Consider the following 16,279-nt stretch of genomic DNA (forward strand, 5'->3'; position numbering starts at 1 on the left):
GAGCAATGGCGGTTCACACGGTGCTGTCCCCCGCGACGTTCACGCGCATCGCGGACACCTTCGCGCTCGGCCAGCTCCAGGGCGTCACGCCCATTCCCCAGGGCTCCATCAACACCAACCACCGCGTGGAGACGGCCACCGGCCGCTACTTCGTCCGCCACACGACGGTGCGCTCCCCGGACGACCTGCGCTTCGAGGCCGCGCTGCTGACGCACCTGGCCGCCTACCACTTCCCGTCGCCGGTGCTGGTGCCGACGCGCGACGGCGCGCCCTTCGTGGAGCTGGAGGGCGGGCGGGTGACGGTCTTCCACTGGCTTCCCGGCGAGGAGCTGCGCCACCCCGGCCTCACCGCGGACCACCTGGAGCGGCTGGGCGCGGAGCTGGGCAAGCTGCACCGCGACACGCAATCCTTCACCGGCTCGCGCGCCAACCCGTACAGCCCGGAGGTGGTGCGCGGGTGGCTGCACGGGCTGTCGCGCCACCCGGACGCGGAGCTGGCGTCCGTGGCGAAGGGGCTGGAGGGAGATTTGGACCGGGCCCAGGCGCTGCGCCAGGGGCTGGAGCCGCTGGGCGTCATCCACGCGGACCTCTTCACCGACAACGTGAAGTGGCTGGGGGACCGGGTCGGCTCGTTCTTCGACTTCGAGATGGCCTGCCGGGAGGCCTACGGGCTGGACGTGGTCATCACCCTCAACGCGTGGTGCTTCGAGGGCGGCCAGTACCTGCCGGACCTGTGCCGGGCGCTGGTGCGCGGCTACCAGGACGTGCGGCCCCTCGCGCCGGTGGAGCGCGCGAACCTGTTCGGCCACGCGCTCTTCGGGGCGGTGCGCTTCACGGCCAGCCGCATCCGCGACTACCACCTGTCCCCGCTGCCGGCCGACAAGCTGGTGCGCAAGGACTACCGCACCTACCTGGCCCGGGCGCGCGCGCTGTCCGCCATGGGGCCGGAGGGCTACGCGCGCCTGCTGGGCCTGTGAGGGCGCCCGGCGTCAGATGCCGGTGACGATCTTCCAGGTGTTGCCCTCGCGCCGCAGCACCATGCGCTCCAGCTCCGCCTCCTTCTGGAGGCGCGAGGTGAGCTGCGTCATGCGCCAGTTCGCCTTCCAGTAGTAGACGGCGGTGGCCAGGTCGCGGCCCACCTCGATGCGGCGAACCTCCAGCTCCACCTTGGGCGACTGGACCTGCGCGAACAGCGACTCCAGGTACTGCGCGAGGTTCTCCGCCGTCAGGTCGTCCTCGGGGTCGTTGGGCGTGCCGGCGTTCTCGTGGAAGTCCTTCGACACCAGCGACGCCACCGCCGCGGCGTCCTTCGCCTCGACGGCAGACCGGTACTGCTCCATCACTGCCAAAATGGCACGGGTCTCCGACGTGTCGTCGATGTCGGTGCCGGGGATGCGCTTGGCGGCGCAGGCGGCCAGGAGGGACAGGGCGCAGAGGGCGGAGAGGCGGATGAGCATGGCGGGGCCTTACGAAGACAATGCGGAGGAGTCAACCCTTCTCCCCAGGCCCCGCCTGCACATCGCGTGCCTCAGCCCTTGCGGATGACCTCGGAGATGAAGCGGTTGAGGACGGGCAGCTCGTTGTCGAGGATCTTCAAGCCCTCGCCCTGGATGATCTTCTCGCCGATGAGGGCCAGCGGCTTCATCAGGAACGGCAGCTTGAGGGAGACCTCGCCGTCCATCGTCCGCTCCGTCTGGCCGGCGCCCAGGTCCCGGAAGCGCATGGTGCCGGTGTTCACCAGCATCTTGGAGATGGTGTGGGAGGTGGGCACGTTGGAGAAGGTCATCTCCTTGCGCCGCTTGTCGTAGGTGGACGTCTCGATGAAGGCGAACCACTCCGGGGGCACGCGCTTGGGGCCGATGCTCTCGATGACCGGCTTGGGGCGGTAGCGCACGCGCCGGCGCACCTTGTCGCCCTCGTCCTTCACCTCGAGGGGCTGGAGCTCCAGCAGGACGCCGTGGTGCTTGAGGAGGAACTCGAAGTACCGCTCGTCGAGGAGCGCGCGCTCCACCTCGTCCACCGTCCCCTGGATCCGCTGCCTGCTCTCGAACCGCATCGATTCCCTCCTGGGATGTCCTGGCTCGTCGCCGCTGTGTCGGATGCCTGCCTAGCGGAAAGCTCGGCTAGCGGAAAGCCTGTCGTGGCACGAGGGGCCCCCGGAAGGTCTTCTCCTCGAAATCACACCGCTCCACCCACTCCAGGGCCGTGGCCTTGAAGGCGGGGCCGAAGTCGGGGAGGACACCCACCTCGTGGCGCACCGCGCCGCAGTCGCCGGAGAGGTAGGAAGCCTCCACTTTCAGACGTTGGGCCTCGCGGCGCAGCGCGGGCGGCAGCGATTCGTCCGCCAGGGCCCGCTGGAGGTACTCGTTGGCGAGCGCGGGGGAGCCCACCTGCTGGAGCCGGCGCCCGAGCAGGTAGTTGAGGAAGGGGTCCGTGGGGACCGCCTGGAGCGCGCGAGAGAGCATGAGCAGGCGCAGCTCCTCGCGCGGCGCGAGGAAGTACGCGTCGATGGGCTCGCGGCGCGCGGTGGAGTCCAGCGCGGCCTGCTTCACCTGGGCGGTGCGGGTGAGCTCGGGCGTGGCGTCCAGGGCGAGCACGGCGTCGAGGTACGCGCGCGCCGCGGCGGGCTGCTGCCGGCGCGCCTCCACGTCCGCGCGCGCCATGGCGACCTCCGCCTCGGACACCACCTGGCCCTTCACCTTGGCGGTGAGCTGCTCCAGCACGGCGGTGGCCTCGTCGTAGCGCTCGAGGGAGGAGAGGGCGGCGGCCGCGCCCAGGCGGAAGCCGGGCTCCTCGGGCTGGAGCGCCGCGGCGCGGGTGTAGCGCTCCAGCGCGTCCGCCGGGTCGGTGGCGAGCGAGGCGCGGGCGGACTCGGTCAGCCGCGCCACCTCGCGGGCGCAGGCGCGGCTGAAGAGGCTGCCGGCGCGGAAGCGCGCGAAGGCCCGGGCGATGGCGGCCTCGTCCAGGGGCAGGGCGTCCACGAAGTGCTCCCACTCGGTGACGAGCTCGTCGAGCGGCCGGCCGTAGGCCTCGTCGAAGTCGGCGTGGGCGTAGAGCGCGCGCAGCTTGTCGGCGCCGTACGTCTCCGCGAGGTAGAGGAGGAAGGAGCCGGCCACGGTGTACGCGCGCGCGGGCGCGGACTGGTAGAAGCCCTCCGGGCCCATCAGCTTGCGCATGTCCGGCGCCAGCTTCTGGCGGCGCATGCCCGCGGCCCACTGGTGCAGGGTGAGGTCGCCCTGCGCGGGGCCGTCCGCCGCCACCGCGAAGCCCTCGATGACGCCCATCAGCGGCCACAGCCCCAGGCGCGTGGTGACGTGGAACGGGCCGCTGCCGGCGGGGGCGGCCATGACGTGGGCCAGCTCGTGGTGCAGGGTGGAGTGGGGGAAGGCCTTGTCCTGGATGTGCAGCTCCACGCGCCAGGGCTTGGCGTACTGCGTGCGGCCCGCGCCCACCAGGCGCTGCTTCTGCGCCTCGTCGCGGTAGAGCCAGACGCGGATGCGTTCGGCGGGGGCCACGCCCAGGAAGCGGTGCACCTGCGTCCAGCGGAACTCCATGTCCCGCGCCAGCCGGTCCACCTCCTCGCGGGACTTGCCGCGGGGGTAGTGCAACTGGAAGTGCTCGGTGTCCCGCACCCCGCCCAGCTCCTGGGCGAGGTACGTGTCGGTCATCCGCGTGCGCAACTGCGGCCCGCGCGCCTCCAGGAACGCGATGGCGACCAGGGGCAGCGCGAGCCCCAGCAGCCCCCAGGTCCGCGCGCCCGCGCGCGTCAGCCGCCCGGTGCGCACGTCCAGCAGCGCCGCGCACAGCCCCGCGAGCACCCAGACCCACAACAGCGTCTCCAGGCGGAACCAGCCGAGCGCGGGGGTGAGCTCCAGCGCCTCGTCGTACAGGGGGCCGGGCAGGTGGCCCAGGAAGTGGTTGAAGGCGAAGACCTGGGGGCCGGCGACGATGGGCCACACGGTGGGCACCAGCGACGCCAGGACGAGGAGCAGGTGCAGGCCCACCCCGCGGGAGGGGCGCCGGGCCGCGAAGCCGCACAGGACGCCGGAGGCGGAGGCGAGCAGGGCGGAGGGCAGCGCCAACATGGGATAGAAGCCCACCAGCTCGAAGGGGTCGCACGCGGTTCGCAGCCAGGCGAACAGGGTGGAGGTCACGAAGGGGGGCACCAGCGCCGCGACATTGAGGAGGACGGCGGCGCCCAGGGCCCGGGCAGTGGCGCCACCGGCACTTCCAGCGCGGGTGGCCCGGGCCGGGTGTGGGTCCTCGCCGAGCAGCAGCCGGCGCTCCTGGGCGGCGGCGGCCACGCCCGTCCCCCCTCCCAGCAGCCCCACGGCGATGGCCATGGCCAGCCCCAGCTCGAAGCCGGGGACGCCGAAGAGGGGCAGGAGGACGAGGGCCGCGCCGCCGCCCGCCAGGAGGAGCAGGACGGCCAGGACGGCCGGGCGATGTGACAACGCCAGGGCACGGGTGAGGACTTGCTCCATGCGCTCCCCTATACTCCCGGGCCGCATGTCCGAACAGAAGACAGGTCCCGAGCACCGCCAGCACGGGCGCGCGCCCATCGAGCTGAAGGTCGACTACAAGAAGCTCAACTCGTTCTTCGCGGACTACACGAAGAACATCAGCAAGGGCGGCACCTTCATCAAGACGAAGAAGCCGCTGCCCATCGGCACGCGCTTCCTCTTCAAGCTGACGGTGCCCCATCGCGAGGCGCCCTTCGAACTGTTGGGCGAGGTCGTCTGGTCCAAGGCCGACGGAGAGGAGCCCGGCATGGGCATCCGCTTCATCTACAGCAGCGACACCCAGCGGGTGGATTTCGAGACCGTGGTGGAGCGGCTGATGTCCGACAGCCTGGGCCCCGAGCTGACCGAGAAGCTGCTCAACAAGCCGCTGCACCCCCAGCACCCATGAGCGCGCCCCGCTGGTTGACGCCCCTGCTGTCGACGCTGCTGCTGGCCGGTTGCCAGCGCGAGGCCGAGGGGCGTGAGCCCCCGCCGTCCCCCCCGCCCCCCGCCGCTCCCGTGCGCACCCCCGTCACCGACGTCACCGCGAAGGACTACGCAGGCCCACCGCTGCCCATCGCGCACGTGCGCCTCAAGGACGCCTTCGGGGGCGTGCACCGCGTGGAGGTGGAGGTGGCGGCCACGCCTCCGTCGCGTCAGCGCGGGCTGATGTGGCGCACGGAGCTGGCGGACGGCAAGGGCATGCTCTTCCTGTTCCCGCACCAGGAGGTGCAGGGCTTCTGGATGCGCAACACGCTCATCCCGCTGGACATGCTGTTCATCACCTCGGACCTGCACGTGGCGGGCATCGTGTCGCGCGCGGCGCCCCGGACGTTCGACTCGCGCTCGGTGGGGTTGCCCAGCCAGTACGTGTTGGAGGTCCCCGGTGGATGGGCGGAGAAGGTCGGTGTGCGCAAGGGCGCCACCGTGGAGTTCGAGGGTGTCTCCGGGATTGAAATCGTCCCGTGAGGCCGCACCTGTTTCGTGTGCGTGACGCCGCGCGAGCGTGGCGTGATGAAGAAGTGACGCACTGAACAAGTCGCTGCCACACCACCTCCTCAGGATGTGCGCGCGTCCGGGAGCCTCCTGGCCCGGCGCACAACCCCTGGAGGTAGTGCTGTGAAGGCTTCTCGTCTGTTGCGGCTCGCGACGAGCACGATGCTGCTGGGTAGCACCCTGTCCATCACCGCCTGTGAGGGAGAGCAAGGCCCGCCCGGCCCGCAGGGGCCCGCGGGCGACGATGGCACCCCGGGCGCGCCGGGCACCGATGGTGACGATGGCGCGCAGGGGCCCGCCGGGCCGACGGGGCCCGGGACGCTGGGGCAGCCCGGTCCTGGCGCGGTGACGCGCGCGCCCGGGGTGGAGCAGGGCACGCCGCTGTCCTCGCTCATCGCCGTCACCTTCCGTGGCGACCTGGGCACGGGGGCGACCAACCTGGCCGAGTACGTCAAGGCGCGCGTGGACCAGGTGGTCGCGGGCAGCCTGCCCTCGCCGCTGGTGTTCCCGCTGCCGCCCGCGTCGACGGACACGGTGCGCACGGTGCCGGGGCTGTTCTCCTCCACCGTCGTCAAGTGGATGGACCCCCTCACCTTCAGCAAGGCGGGGGCCCGCTTCGGCGGCAACACGGACTACGTCGCGTACTTCGGCGACGGCTGGTCGTCCAACGGCAACGCGCCCCAGTACCACGGCAACGGCGGCGCGGGCTGGCTGTGGGTCAACCACGAGTACATCTCCGGCACCAAGCCCCGCGTGGGCACGGCGCCCATCGGCCAGCACCTCGACTTCGCGCGCTTCCTGCGCAACACCGGCACGCTCTCCAACGCGGTGTCGGACGGGACGACGTGGCAGGAGGACTCGCTCGTCGCCTACAACAAGGAGTGGAAGAAGCAGGTGGGGGGCTCGTGGCTGCGCGTGGTGCAGGACCCGGCCACGGGTGAGTGGGCGGTGGACCGCAACTCGGCCAACCTGCGCTACGACGCCTCCAGCGCGACGCTGGCGCGGGTGGTGGGCGTGAAGCTGTCCGGCGCCGAGCGCGACGACAGCGGCGCGGCCCTGCCCGAGGGCGTGGTGCCGGGCACGCACTCGAACTGCTCGGGTGGCCAGACGCCGTGGGGCACCATCTTCTCCGGCGAGGAGAACGTGCAGGGCGTCTACGGTGACCCCGAGGGGAGCCTGTGGACGGGGAAGAACGACTGGATTCCCAACGCGCCCGGCATGGCGCCCGGCGCGCCGCTCGCGCCGGACTTCTCCGCGCCCGCGTCGGGCGACATGATCAGCACGGACGTCAACTCGTCGCACCGCAAGGACGGGTTCGGCTTCCTGACGGAGGTCGACCCGGGGCAGCCGGCGGAGCACTGGTACGGCAAGGACGCGGCGAAGCCGGGCGTGGGGCACCGCAAGCTGGGCGGCATGGGCCGCGCGCACTGGGAGAACGCCGCGTTCGTGGTGGACGCGAACTGGAAGCTCCTCGCCGGGCAGCCCATCGTCCTCTACGCGGGCGATGACCGCCGCGGTGGCCGCATCTTCAAGTACGTGACGAGCCGGCCGTACACGGAGGGCATGTCGCGGGCGGAGATTCGCGCGCTGCTCGACGAGGGCGTGGTGTACGCGGCGCACTTCGCGGGCCTGGACAACAGCACGGGCGACACGCTGGCGACGGGCGCGGTCCCCACCGAGGAGGCGCCGGGACAGGGGCGCTGGGTGCGGCTGAGCCTGGATAGCGCGGACGTGGCGCCCAACGCGGAGGCGTTCGGTCAGCCCACGCTGACGGTGGGCGCGGCCCTGCGCGACGCCAGCTACAACGCCATCGGCGGCTTCTCTGACGACGACCAGGTGCGCAAGCTGCTGTGGACGGCGGCGAACAAGGTGGGCGTGATGGAGCTCAACCGCCCGGAGGACCTGGAGTGGAACCCCAAGGACCCCAGCGGCTCGCCGCTGCTCTACGTGGCCTTCACGGAGCACGGTGACCCCACGGCGCTGGACGGCCAGGGCCGCGTGGCCACGGCGACGCGGGACGGCAGCGGGGCGTGGGTGGCGAAGACGCGCGCCGCCACGGACAACCGGTCCGTCGACAAGGTGGGCTCCATCTTCGGCATCCGTGAGGAGAACACGGCGGCGCCGGCCTCCTCGCGCACGTTCCGCTTCTTCCGCGTGTGGAAGGGCGAGACGGCGTCGCTGAGCGCGGCGCCGGAGTACTCGGCGGCCAAGCCGGACAACCTCGTCATCGACCGTGACGGTGGCGTGTGGTTCGGCACGGACGGCAACTTCGGCGTCAACAAGGCGGCCGACGGCGTCTACTACCTGAACCAGAAGCCCGCGCACCGAGGCAACCCGTTCTTCCGCCGCGCGTTCCGGGTGCTGTCCATGCCCAGCGACGCGGAGGCCACGGGCCCCGCGTTCAGCTCGGACATGAAGACGTTGTTCGTCAGCGTCCAGCATCCGGGCGAGGACAACTACAGCGTCTGGCCGTAGTCGGCACCGGGACGGGAGGGACACCGCGAATGGCCGCTGTCACGAAGGCTGGCGCGCGAGGCGTTGTCGTCGTGCTCCTCGCGCTGGGAGGCATGCTCGCATCCGCGGCGGTGTGGAGGACGCACGTTCCTCCGCCCGCTCCGGAGCCGCCCTTCGACCCGCTCGCGCAGGCCCTGGCGAGCGGGAGCACGGTGGCCAACCGCGAGGCCCCCATCCCGTCCATGTGCTACACGAAGACCGAGGGCGTCTCGAACCCGTGTTGGACGTGTCACACGGGGGGCGTCGGCTTCAACGTGATGGACGACGAGTCGCTGCAGGCCGAGTACGCCTTCAGCGACGTGGGCCTCACGAACCACTGGAGCAACCTCTTCACGGACCGCTCCGCCCAGATGGCGGAGCTGTCCGAGGAGGACGTGCTCACGTACCTCCGGCAGGACAACTACACGCCGCTGCGCGACGCGTTGCTGCGTCGCGTGGGCGGCTACAAGGGCTGGGTGCCGGACCTGGACCTGACGCGTGGCTTCGACGACGAGGGCTTCGCGAGGGACGGCAGTGGTTGGCGCGCGGTGCGCTACAAGCCGTTCCTGGGCACGTTCTGGCCGACGAACGGCAGCACGGATGACATCTTCGTGCGGCTGCCGGTGGAGTTCCGCACGGACGCCGACGGGCGGGCCTCGCGGGAGGTGTATCGTCTGAACCTGGCCATCCTCGAGGCGGCCATGACGATGGACCCTGGCCTGTCGCGGCCGGAAGAAGGGCGCCGCCGCGTGGAGCCGGTGGATGAGCGCGCGGGCGGCGTGGACCTGGATGGCGACGGCGTCCTGTCCTCGCGCGTGGAGGAGGTGCGCGGCCTGCCGCGGACGTACGTCGGCGGGGCGGCGAAGGTGCCGGTGCGCCGGGCGTTCTATCCGCGCGGCGTCGAGTTCCTGCACACGGTGCGGTACGTGGACCCGGATGCGCCCTCCCTGCTGTCGACGCGGATGAAGGAGGTCCGCTATTCGCGCAAGGCGGAGGAGTACTCGAACGAGCAGGTGATGGTGTTCTACGCGGAGGAGCAGGAGAAGAAGAACCGGGGGCGACTGCCCGCGTTCCCGGGCACGCCCGAGCTGGGCCTCATCAACGAGTTCGGCTGGCGTCTGCAGGGCTTCATCGAGGACGCCCAGGGTCGACTGCGTCTCCAGACGCTGGAGGAGCACGCCTTCTGCATGGGGTGTCACACCAACCTGGGCGTGACGGTGGACCAGACGTTCGGCTTCCCGCGCAAGGTGCCGGGCCGCGAAGGGTGGCGGCACCAGGATCTGCGCGGCATCCCGGACGTCCCGCAGGCGGGGCACGCGAAGCCCGAGGTGCTGACGTACTTCGAGCGCGTGAAGGGCGGCGACGAGTTCCGGGCCAACGATGAACTGCTCGCGCGCTTCTTCGGGAAGGGCGGTGCGGTGGACGAGGCGGCCGTGCGCCGCGCGGCGCCGGGGGGAGACCGGGACCTGGCGTGGCTGCTGACGCCGTCGCGCGAGCGGGCGCTGGCGCTGGGCCGGGCCTACATGGTGCTGGTGCGCGAGCAGGGCTTCGTGAAGGGCCGGGACACGCTGCTGGCTCCGCCGCGCAACGTGCTGCCCGCGGTGGAGAACGGCTCCACGGACCTGGAGGCCGCGGGCCTCCTCTTCGAGGATGGCCGGCTGCACCTGACATGGGAGTGAGTCACCTCTGAGCGGCTGAGGCCGGTGGGGCGCGCGCTCCGTCATGCAGGGCGGGGCGCGCGAGTCTCCAGCAGTGCCGCATCAGGACGCTCGGACCTTCCGCTGCTAGGACGGGTGGCAGCACCTGTGTCGGGAGTGGGTCGCCGCTGAGCGGCTGAGGTCGGAGGGGACGCGCGAGTCTCCAGCGGCGCCGCGTCAGGATGCTCGGGCCTCCTCTTCGAGGACGGCCGGCTGCACCTTCGTTGGGAGTGAGTCGCCGCTGAGTGACTGACGTCGCGCGAATCTTCAGCGGTGCCGCGTCAGGATGCTCGGGCCTCCTCTTCGAGGACGGCCGGCTGCATCTGCATTGAGGGTGAGTCGCCGCTGAGTGACTGACGTCGCGCGAATCTCCAGCGGCGCCGCGTCAGGAGGCTTGGGCCTTCCGCTCCGAACCCGGCTCGCCGCACGTGTGCCAGAAATGAATCGCGGCGCCGTGGCTCCGGATGCAGGGCGCGAAGCCCCTCTTCTCGAACCCCCCACGAACCGGCTCCGGTGGGGACGACATCCCACGCCGGGAGCCGGTCGAACCGGCGCTACTTCGTCGACGGGCGGCCGGCGAGTTCGGTGGAGCGCAGGAGGATCTGCTTCATCGTCACCGTGCCGAGGAAGTGGCCCTGGTCGTCCGTGACGATGACCGGGTCGTAGACGGCCTCGGCGCCGCGCGCCATGGCCAGGCCGACCAGGGCCGTCACCGCCATCCGGTCCTCGATGATGAGCGGCTGCAGGTCGGCGGGGCGCGCGGCGGACCCCTCCGTCCAGGCTGCATAGTGCTTGCGCGTCACCAGCGCCTTGGGCCGCGAGCCCTCCAGCAGGACGACGTGGTCCACCTGCGGCGCTTCGCGGAAGATGCGCCCCAGTTCCTCGTCGGACGCCGTGGCCTCCGCGCTCGCGCGACGGATGACGAGCGCGCCCACGCTCGCGTCCCGCTCCTCCTCGTGGAACTCGAGCGCGCGCATCACCTCGCGACGGCGGCTCTCGAACGAGTCGGTGGGGCGACCTGGAGAGGGGGCCGGGCGCGCGAGCAGGTAGCCCTGCGCGTGCCGGATGCCCAGCCGCAGCAGCACCATCATCTCGTCCCACGTCTCCACGCCCTCCGCGATGAGGATGGCGTCCACGCTCGCGGAGAAGTCCACCAGCGACTTCACGAGGTGCTGTCGGTAGGGATGCAGGTGGACGTCGCGCACCAGCGCCTGGTCCAGCTTGATGAAGCGCGGCAGACAGTTGACCAGCGTCACCAGGCCCGAGTGCCCCGCGCCGAAGTCGTCCAGCGCCAGGCCGAAGCCCTGCGCGGAGACCTCTCGCGTCAACCGCTGCAAGAGCTGTCCGTCCTCGATGACCGCCTTCTCCGTCAGCTCCAGCACCAGGTGCTGCGGCGTCAGCCCGTGCCGCTCCAGCAGCGCCAGCGTGGACCCATCACCGAAGCGCGGGTCGCTGAGCACATCCGGGCTCACGTTGAAGAAGAACGGCGCGCGACGCTGCTCAGGCGAGAGCGACGCGATGCAGCGCAGCGCCGAGGTCCAGCACGCGCGTTCCAGCTCCCACGTGTAGCCCGCGAGCCGCGCGTGCGAGAACAGCTCCAGCGGCGACTCCAGCGAGCCCTGGCCACGCGACAACACCTCGTAGCCGATGACCTCGCCGCTGCGCAGATCCACGATGGGTTGGAAGGCCGAGGAGACCCCGGGCTCGGTGCCATTCCACAACCAGAGGGGAATTGGGCCAGGTTGTTGGACGAGGGGGCGGGTCATGACGTGGCAAATGTTACCTGACGGTACCCACGTCTACAGTTCATGCCTACTGCTCACCGTAACAACCACTACTCAGCGTGCGGAAAGGCGGTCCGTTGGCTCGCTGACTGTCCGGGAAGGCTCGTTTGTCCGGCTCAGGAATCTCGAATTCGGGAATTTCCGACCGGTAAAGAGGACCCCTCCTCGGCGGGTTGGATGGGGGGGACCTGGGCGAGCGAGGCCTGGGTGGCGACGGTGTCCAGGGTCTGTCCCTCCTCCCATTGCACGGAGGACAGGGCCCGGAAGCGGCGCGCGAGCGCGGAGAGTTCGGCGGCCTTGAGCTGCGCCTGACCGCTGCGCAGCGACAGCAGCGCGACGCGCGCGCGCTCCAGCAAGGCGACCTCCGCGCGGAGCCTCGCGAGGATGCGCTCGCGGCGGCGCATGAGTTCGCCCAGCCGCTCCACTTCCTCGGCGAGCGACGCGGCGGCGCCCTCGAGCTGTCGTCGCGCGACGAGGTCCGTGGTGGCCTTCGCGTTGCGCTCGAGCTCCTCGCGCTCCGCCTGGAGCTCCGCTTGCGCGCGCTCCTCCAACTGGGCCTCCACGCCGGCCCACTCGGAGGCCAGCTCCACCGCGTCGCGGGTGATGCGGGCGAGCGTGCGGGCCAGCTCCTCGCGCGCGGGCTCGCGGGGAAGGAGCGCCAACGACTGGCCACACTGGCGATACAGCGAGAGCGCGCGCTCGCACTGCGTCCGGAAGTCGCCGGCCAGACGGGGGATGAGCTCCTCGGCGCGGGCCTCCACGGGGTCCGCGGACAGGGCCAGGTGCGCGGCCACCGCGCTCAGGCCCACGAAGAGGCCCAGGATGCCGCCCGTCACGCACGCCGCGAGCAGCGCCGGCGTCGCCACGTCCGACAGGCGCGCGGAGAACACGCGGGCGATCTCCAGCCCCGCGAGGCACAGCCCCGCGCTCAGCACGCCGCCCAGCCCGAAATGGACGAGGGTGGGGCGCGCCTCCGCGACCTGTCCCTCCGTGCCACGCTCGCTCAACCGCGCGCGCACCAGCAGCGCCCCCGCCGCCGCCGCGCTGCAGGCCACCGTCCAGGCCGGCGCCATTCCCAGCGCGTAGGGCAGGGCGGTGAGCACCACGCCCAGGCCGCCCAGCAGGATGCGGTCCCAACGGTCCCCGCGCGCGCACGCCAGGACGACGGCCGCCGGCACCAGCCACGACAGTGGGAGGGACAGCCCCACGCGGGTGGACACGAGCTGCACGAGCCCCGCGCCCGCGCCGGCCACCACCGCGCGGGTCACGGTGTGTTCGAAGGCTTCGCGGTGGTGGAGTTGCAAAATGGTGGCGTTCATCGACACCCCGGAGCCGGGCGGCGGAAAGACAGTTCTCCCCCTTTCACGTACCGGCGAATTAAAAGGTCTGCTGGATGAGAGCCCCCCCTGTTCCCCCGGAGATGCGCGCGCTGGTGCTCACCGCCTACGACGGGCGCCCCGAGTCCCTCCAGGTGATGCGGCGCGCCGTGCCCCGTCCCACCTCCGGTCAGGTGCTGGTGCGCATGTCGGCCTCGCCCATCAACCCGTCGGACCTCCAGTTCGTCCGGGGGCGTCATGGGCCGCGCAACGCGCTGCCGGTGGTGCCGGGCCTGGAGGGCAGTGGCACGGTGGTGGCGGCCGGAGGGCTCGCGGGGCAGCTGCTCGTGGGGCGCCGCGTGGCGTGCGTGGCCCCGGTGGGCGGGGACGGGCTGTGGGCGGAGTACGCGGTGGTGCCGCTGCACCAGTGCATCCCCCTGCGGGCCCACATCTCCGACGAGCAGGGCGCCAGCCTCTTCGTGAACCCCTGCACCGCGTGGGTGTTGATGGAGCGCGCGAGAGAGGGCGGTCACGCGGCGCTGGCGCAGACGGGGGCGGCCACCAGCGTGGGGCTGATGCTGGCCTCGCTGGCGCGGCGGCGCAACCTGCCCATGGTGCACGTGGTGCGCCGCACGGAGCAGGTGGAGCGGCTGCGCGAGGTGGGCGCGGAGCACGTGCTCAGCAGCGAGGAGCCGGAGTTCGAGGAGCGGTTGCGCCTCTTGTGTCACGAGCTGAAGGTGTCGCTCGCCTTCGACGCGGTGGCGGGACGGCTCACCGGCCAGATGCTCGGCGCGCTGCCCGAGGGTGGGCGCGTCACCGTCTATGGCGCGTTGTCGGAGCAGGAGAGCCGCATCGACCCGGCGGACGTCATGTTCGGCCGCAAGTCGGTGGACGGCTTCTCGCTGTCGGACTGGGCCCGGCGGGGCTTCGGCCGCGAGCAGCTCAAGGCGCTGATGGGCGTGCCCACGCTGCTGGGCAACGCGCTGGAGCTGCCCGTGCGCGCGTGCCTGCCGCTGGAGTCCGCGGGCGAGGCGGTGCGCATCGCCTCCGCGGACATGACGTCCGGCAAGGTGCTCTTCATGCCGGACAAGGGCGCGTCGACCTGACGGGCCTCAGGCCTTGTCGCGGGAGATGGGGCCGACCTTCGCCTTCGTCACCCGCAGGTAGTCCGCCGGGGCGAGCACCAGCTGCGTGCCCCGTACGCCCGCGGACACGGCCACTTCGTCGAACAGCTCCAGCGTCTCGTCGACGAACACCGGGTAGTCCTTCTTGCCGCCGATGGCCGTGCAACCTCCCCGGACGTAGCCGGTGAGCGGCTGCAGCTCCTTCAGCGGCACGGTGTCCACCTTGCGGTCCCCCGACAACCGCGCGAGTGCCTTGAGGTCCAGCTCCCCGTTGCCGGGCACCACCGCCATCAGCACACCGGTGCGGTCGCCGCGCGCGACGAGCGTCTTGAAGACCTGCTCGGGGGGCATGCCCACCTTGGCGGCCACCGTCTCCGCCGACAGGTCCTCCGGGTCCACCTCGTAGTCGCGCAGCGAGTACTTCACGCCCAGCGAGTCGAGCAGCCGGGCGGCGTTGGTCTTCATCGCCTCAGACTCCCAGGGCCTTGGCGGCGGCCTGCACCCGGGACAGCGCGTCCTCGGGGGTGGTGCCCACCGCGGACAGGTGGCCCATCTTCCGCCCCTTGCGCGCGTCGCGCTTGCCGTACAGGTGCAGCCGCACGCCCGGGAGCGCCAGGGCGTCCTCGAAGCGCGGGCCTCCCTCGCGCAGCCACAGGTCGCCCAGCAGGTTGACGATGGCCGCCGGACGCACGACCTCCACCGAGCCCAGCGGCAGGTTGCACGCGGCGCGCACGGCCTGCTCGAACTGGGAGGTGAGGCACGCGACCTCCGTCGAGTGGAAGCTGTTGTGCGGGCGCGGCGCCAGCTCGTTCACCAGCACCGTGCCGTCGCGCAGGAGGAAGAGCTCCACGACGAGCAGTCCCTCCACCTGGAGCGCCTCGGTGATGCCGCGCGCCAGCTCCGTCGCCTTCGCGGAGACCTGGGCCGGCAGCGGGCCCGGCAGGAGCGACCAGGCGAGGATGCGCTCCTCGTGGTGGTTGAAGGCGGGCGGGTACACGGCCAGCTCACCCTTCGGGCTGCGCGCCACCAGTACGGACAGCTCCGACTGGAGGTCCAGCGCGGCCTCCACGACGACCGAGCGCTCGCCCAGCTCCTTCCACGCCGTCGCGGCCTCGGTCGCGCTCTTCACCTCGACCTGGCCGCGCCCGTCGTAGCCGCCCTCGCTGGACTTCACGAAGCAGCGGCCGCCGAGCGCCTGGATGGCCTCCGCCAGCTCCTGGGCGGAGTGCGCCTCGCGCCACGGCCCCACGGGGAAGCCGCCCTTCGCGAGCCAGCCCTTCTGCCGTCCGCGGTGCTGCACCACGTGGAGCACCGGCGCCCCCGGGCGCATGGGGGCGTGCCGCGCCACGGCCTCCAGGGTGGTGAGCGGAACCTTCTCGATTTCGAGCGTCACGGTGTCGCAGCCGCGAGCCAGGTCCTCGGCGGCGGCGACGTCCCCGAACGAGGCGGTGAGGCAGCGGTCGACGACGGAGCGCGCGGGGCAGGTGGCATCCGGGTCGAGCGCCTGCACCTGGAAGCCCAGCGTGCGCGCGGCCAGGGCCATCATCCGGCCCAACTGCCCACCCCCGAGGATTCCAATCGTGCCGCCGGGCAGCACCACGCGCTTGTCGCTCATGACAACTCCCGATGCGCCAGCACCTCGTCGGTGCGCGCCTTGCGCCAGGCCGCCAGTCGCTCGCGCAGCTCTGGGTACTTGAGGGCCAGGATGGACGCCGCGTGCAGGGCGGCGTTGGCGGCGCCCGGCTTGCCGATGGCCTGCGTCCCCACGGGCACGCCCTTGGGCATCTGCACGATGGACAGCAGCGCGTCGATGCCGGCCAGCAGCGTGGTGGGCATGGGCACGCCGATGACCGGCAGCAGCGTCTTGCTCGACACCATCCCTGGAAGATGGGCCGCGCCACCCGCGGCGGCGATGATGAGCGACAGGCCGCGCGACTCCGCGGTGGACGCGTACTCCATCATCCAGTCAGGCGTGCGGTGCGCGGACACCACGCGCACCTCGTGCGGGATGCCCAGCTCCTTCAGGATGTCGATGCCCGGCTGCAGGTGCTCCAGGTCGCTCTTCCCGCCCATGATGACCCCGACCCAGGGGGTGTTTCCGCTCGCCATTCGGTCCACGCCTCCAATGCGCCCACGCGCCCTCCGGCCGAGGGCAGGAGGAACGCGGAGATAGGGCGGGGCGATTCCAACGGTCAACTTGGAAAGTCGGCGCGACCCCGGGTGTGGTGGTGGGGCCACTCCATGGGTTCTTTCCGTTCCTTCACCCACCCGCGAACGGAATCAGCCGTGCGTCGGGTCGCCCGCAATCCCGTCATGGCTGCTCTTTCCGAAGGCCCGGCCCCTCTTCAGGGTGTGTCTTCCCGCGCG

Annotated in this window: 14 protein-coding genes; 6 read left to right on the top strand and 8 right to left on the bottom strand. The window is 71.6% G+C overall.

What is annotated here, in order from left to right; translation table 11 throughout:
- Nucleotides 1–5 precede the first annotated feature (5 nt).
- On the top strand, nucleotides 6–977 hold the full coding sequence (locus LZ198_RS02250; protein ID WP_253970170.1) for a homoserine kinase: 972 nt from the start codon (nucleotides 6–8) through the stop codon (nucleotides 975–977).
- A gap of 12 nt (nucleotides 978–989) precedes the next feature.
- Here the strand turns inward: LZ198_RS02250 and LZ198_RS02255 are convergent, their stop codons facing one another.
- The 3 genes from LZ198_RS02255 to LZ198_RS02265 form a co-directional block, all read right to left on the bottom strand.
- The gene (locus LZ198_RS02255; protein WP_253970171.1) at nucleotides 990–1,457 is read right to left on the bottom strand and encodes a DUF4440 domain-containing protein; all 468 of its coding nucleotides are present in this window, start codon (nucleotides 1,455–1,457) and stop codon (nucleotides 990–992) included.
- A 71-nt stretch (nucleotides 1,458–1,528) separates the two neighbouring features.
- Nucleotides 1,529–2,056: a DUF2505 domain-containing protein gene (locus LZ198_RS02260; protein WP_253970172.1), complete on the bottom strand. Its 528-nt coding sequence runs from the start codon at nucleotides 2,054–2,056 to the stop codon at nucleotides 1,529–1,531.
- 67 nt (nucleotides 2,057–2,123) lie between these two features.
- The gene (locus tag LZ198_RS02265; RefSeq protein ID WP_253970173.1) at nucleotides 2,124–4,484 is read right to left on the bottom strand and encodes a tetratricopeptide repeat protein; all 2,361 of its coding nucleotides are present in this window, start codon (nucleotides 4,482–4,484) and stop codon (nucleotides 2,124–2,126) included.
- A 25-nt stretch (nucleotides 4,485–4,509) separates the two neighbouring features.
- Between LZ198_RS02265 and LZ198_RS02270 the strand changes: the two genes are divergently transcribed.
- From LZ198_RS02270 to LZ198_RS02285, 4 genes are all read left to right on the top strand, one after another.
- Nucleotides 4,510–4,911: a TIGR02266 family protein gene (locus tag LZ198_RS02270; protein WP_253970174.1), complete on the top strand. Its 402-nt coding sequence runs from the start codon at nucleotides 4,510–4,512 to the stop codon at nucleotides 4,909–4,911.
- Complete coding sequence (locus LZ198_RS02275) at nucleotides 4,908–5,471, top strand: DUF192 domain-containing protein (protein WP_253970175.1); 564 nt, start codon at nucleotides 4,908–4,910, stop codon at nucleotides 5,469–5,471. Before LZ198_RS02270 ends, LZ198_RS02275 begins: the two co-directional genes overlap by 4 nt.
- 150 nt (nucleotides 5,472–5,621) lie before the next feature.
- Entirely contained in the window at nucleotides 5,622–7,973 is a 2,352-nt protein-coding gene (locus LZ198_RS02280) for a PhoX family protein (RefSeq protein WP_323381827.1), read from the top strand.
- Between the two features lie 29 nt (nucleotides 7,974–8,002).
- Nucleotides 8,003–9,670, top strand: coding sequence for a hypothetical protein (locus tag LZ198_RS02285; RefSeq protein WP_253970176.1), 1,668 nt, complete (start codon nucleotides 8,003–8,005; stop codon nucleotides 9,668–9,670).
- A 572-nt stretch (nucleotides 9,671–10,242) separates the two neighbouring features.
- On the opposite strand, the gene LZ198_RS02290 is transcribed toward LZ198_RS02285, so the two are convergent.
- Entirely contained in the window at nucleotides 10,243–11,454 is a 1,212-nt protein-coding gene (locus LZ198_RS02290) for an EAL domain-containing protein (RefSeq protein WP_253970177.1), read from the bottom strand.
- Between the two features lie 134 nt (nucleotides 11,455–11,588).
- Nucleotides 11,589–12,791 carry a hypothetical protein gene (locus LZ198_RS02295; RefSeq protein WP_253970178.1) on the bottom strand — a complete coding sequence of 401 codons (1,203 nt, stop codon included), beginning with the start codon at nucleotides 12,789–12,791 and terminating at the stop codon, nucleotides 11,589–11,591.
- Between the two features lie 74 nt (nucleotides 12,792–12,865).
- Here LZ198_RS02295 and LZ198_RS02300 point away from each other — a divergent pair, with 74 nt between their 5' ends.
- Entirely contained in the window at nucleotides 12,866–13,894 is a 1,029-nt protein-coding gene (locus LZ198_RS02300; RefSeq protein ID WP_253970179.1) for a zinc-binding dehydrogenase, read from the top strand.
- Nucleotides 13,895–13,900: 6 nt separating this feature from the next.
- On the opposite strand, the gene ybaK is transcribed toward LZ198_RS02300, so the two are convergent.
- From ybaK to purE, 3 genes are read right to left on the bottom strand one after another with little or no spacing between them, the layout of a single operon-like run.
- Nucleotides 13,901–14,377 (bottom strand): Cys-tRNA(Pro) deacylase, encoded by a 477-nt coding sequence (gene ybaK / locus LZ198_RS02305; protein ID WP_253970180.1) that lies wholly within the window; start codon nucleotides 14,375–14,377, stop codon nucleotides 13,901–13,903.
- 4 nt (nucleotides 14,378–14,381) lie between these two features.
- Nucleotides 14,382–15,527 (bottom strand): 5-(carboxyamino)imidazole ribonucleotide synthase, encoded by a 1,146-nt coding sequence (gene purK / locus LZ198_RS02310; RefSeq protein WP_253970181.1) that lies wholly within the window; start codon nucleotides 15,525–15,527, stop codon nucleotides 14,382–14,384.
- The gene (purE, locus tag LZ198_RS02315; RefSeq protein WP_253970182.1) at nucleotides 15,524–16,021 is read right to left on the bottom strand and encodes a 5-(carboxyamino)imidazole ribonucleotide mutase; all 498 of its coding nucleotides are present in this window, start codon (nucleotides 16,019–16,021) and stop codon (nucleotides 15,524–15,526) included. Before purE ends, purK begins: the two co-directional genes overlap by 4 nt.
- Nucleotides 16,022–16,279: the final 258 nt, after the last annotated feature.

Source organism: Myxococcus dinghuensis (assembly GCF_024198235.1).
Taxonomy (GTDB): Bacteria; Myxococcota; Myxococcia; order Myxococcales; family Myxococcaceae; genus Myxococcus; species Myxococcus dinghuensis.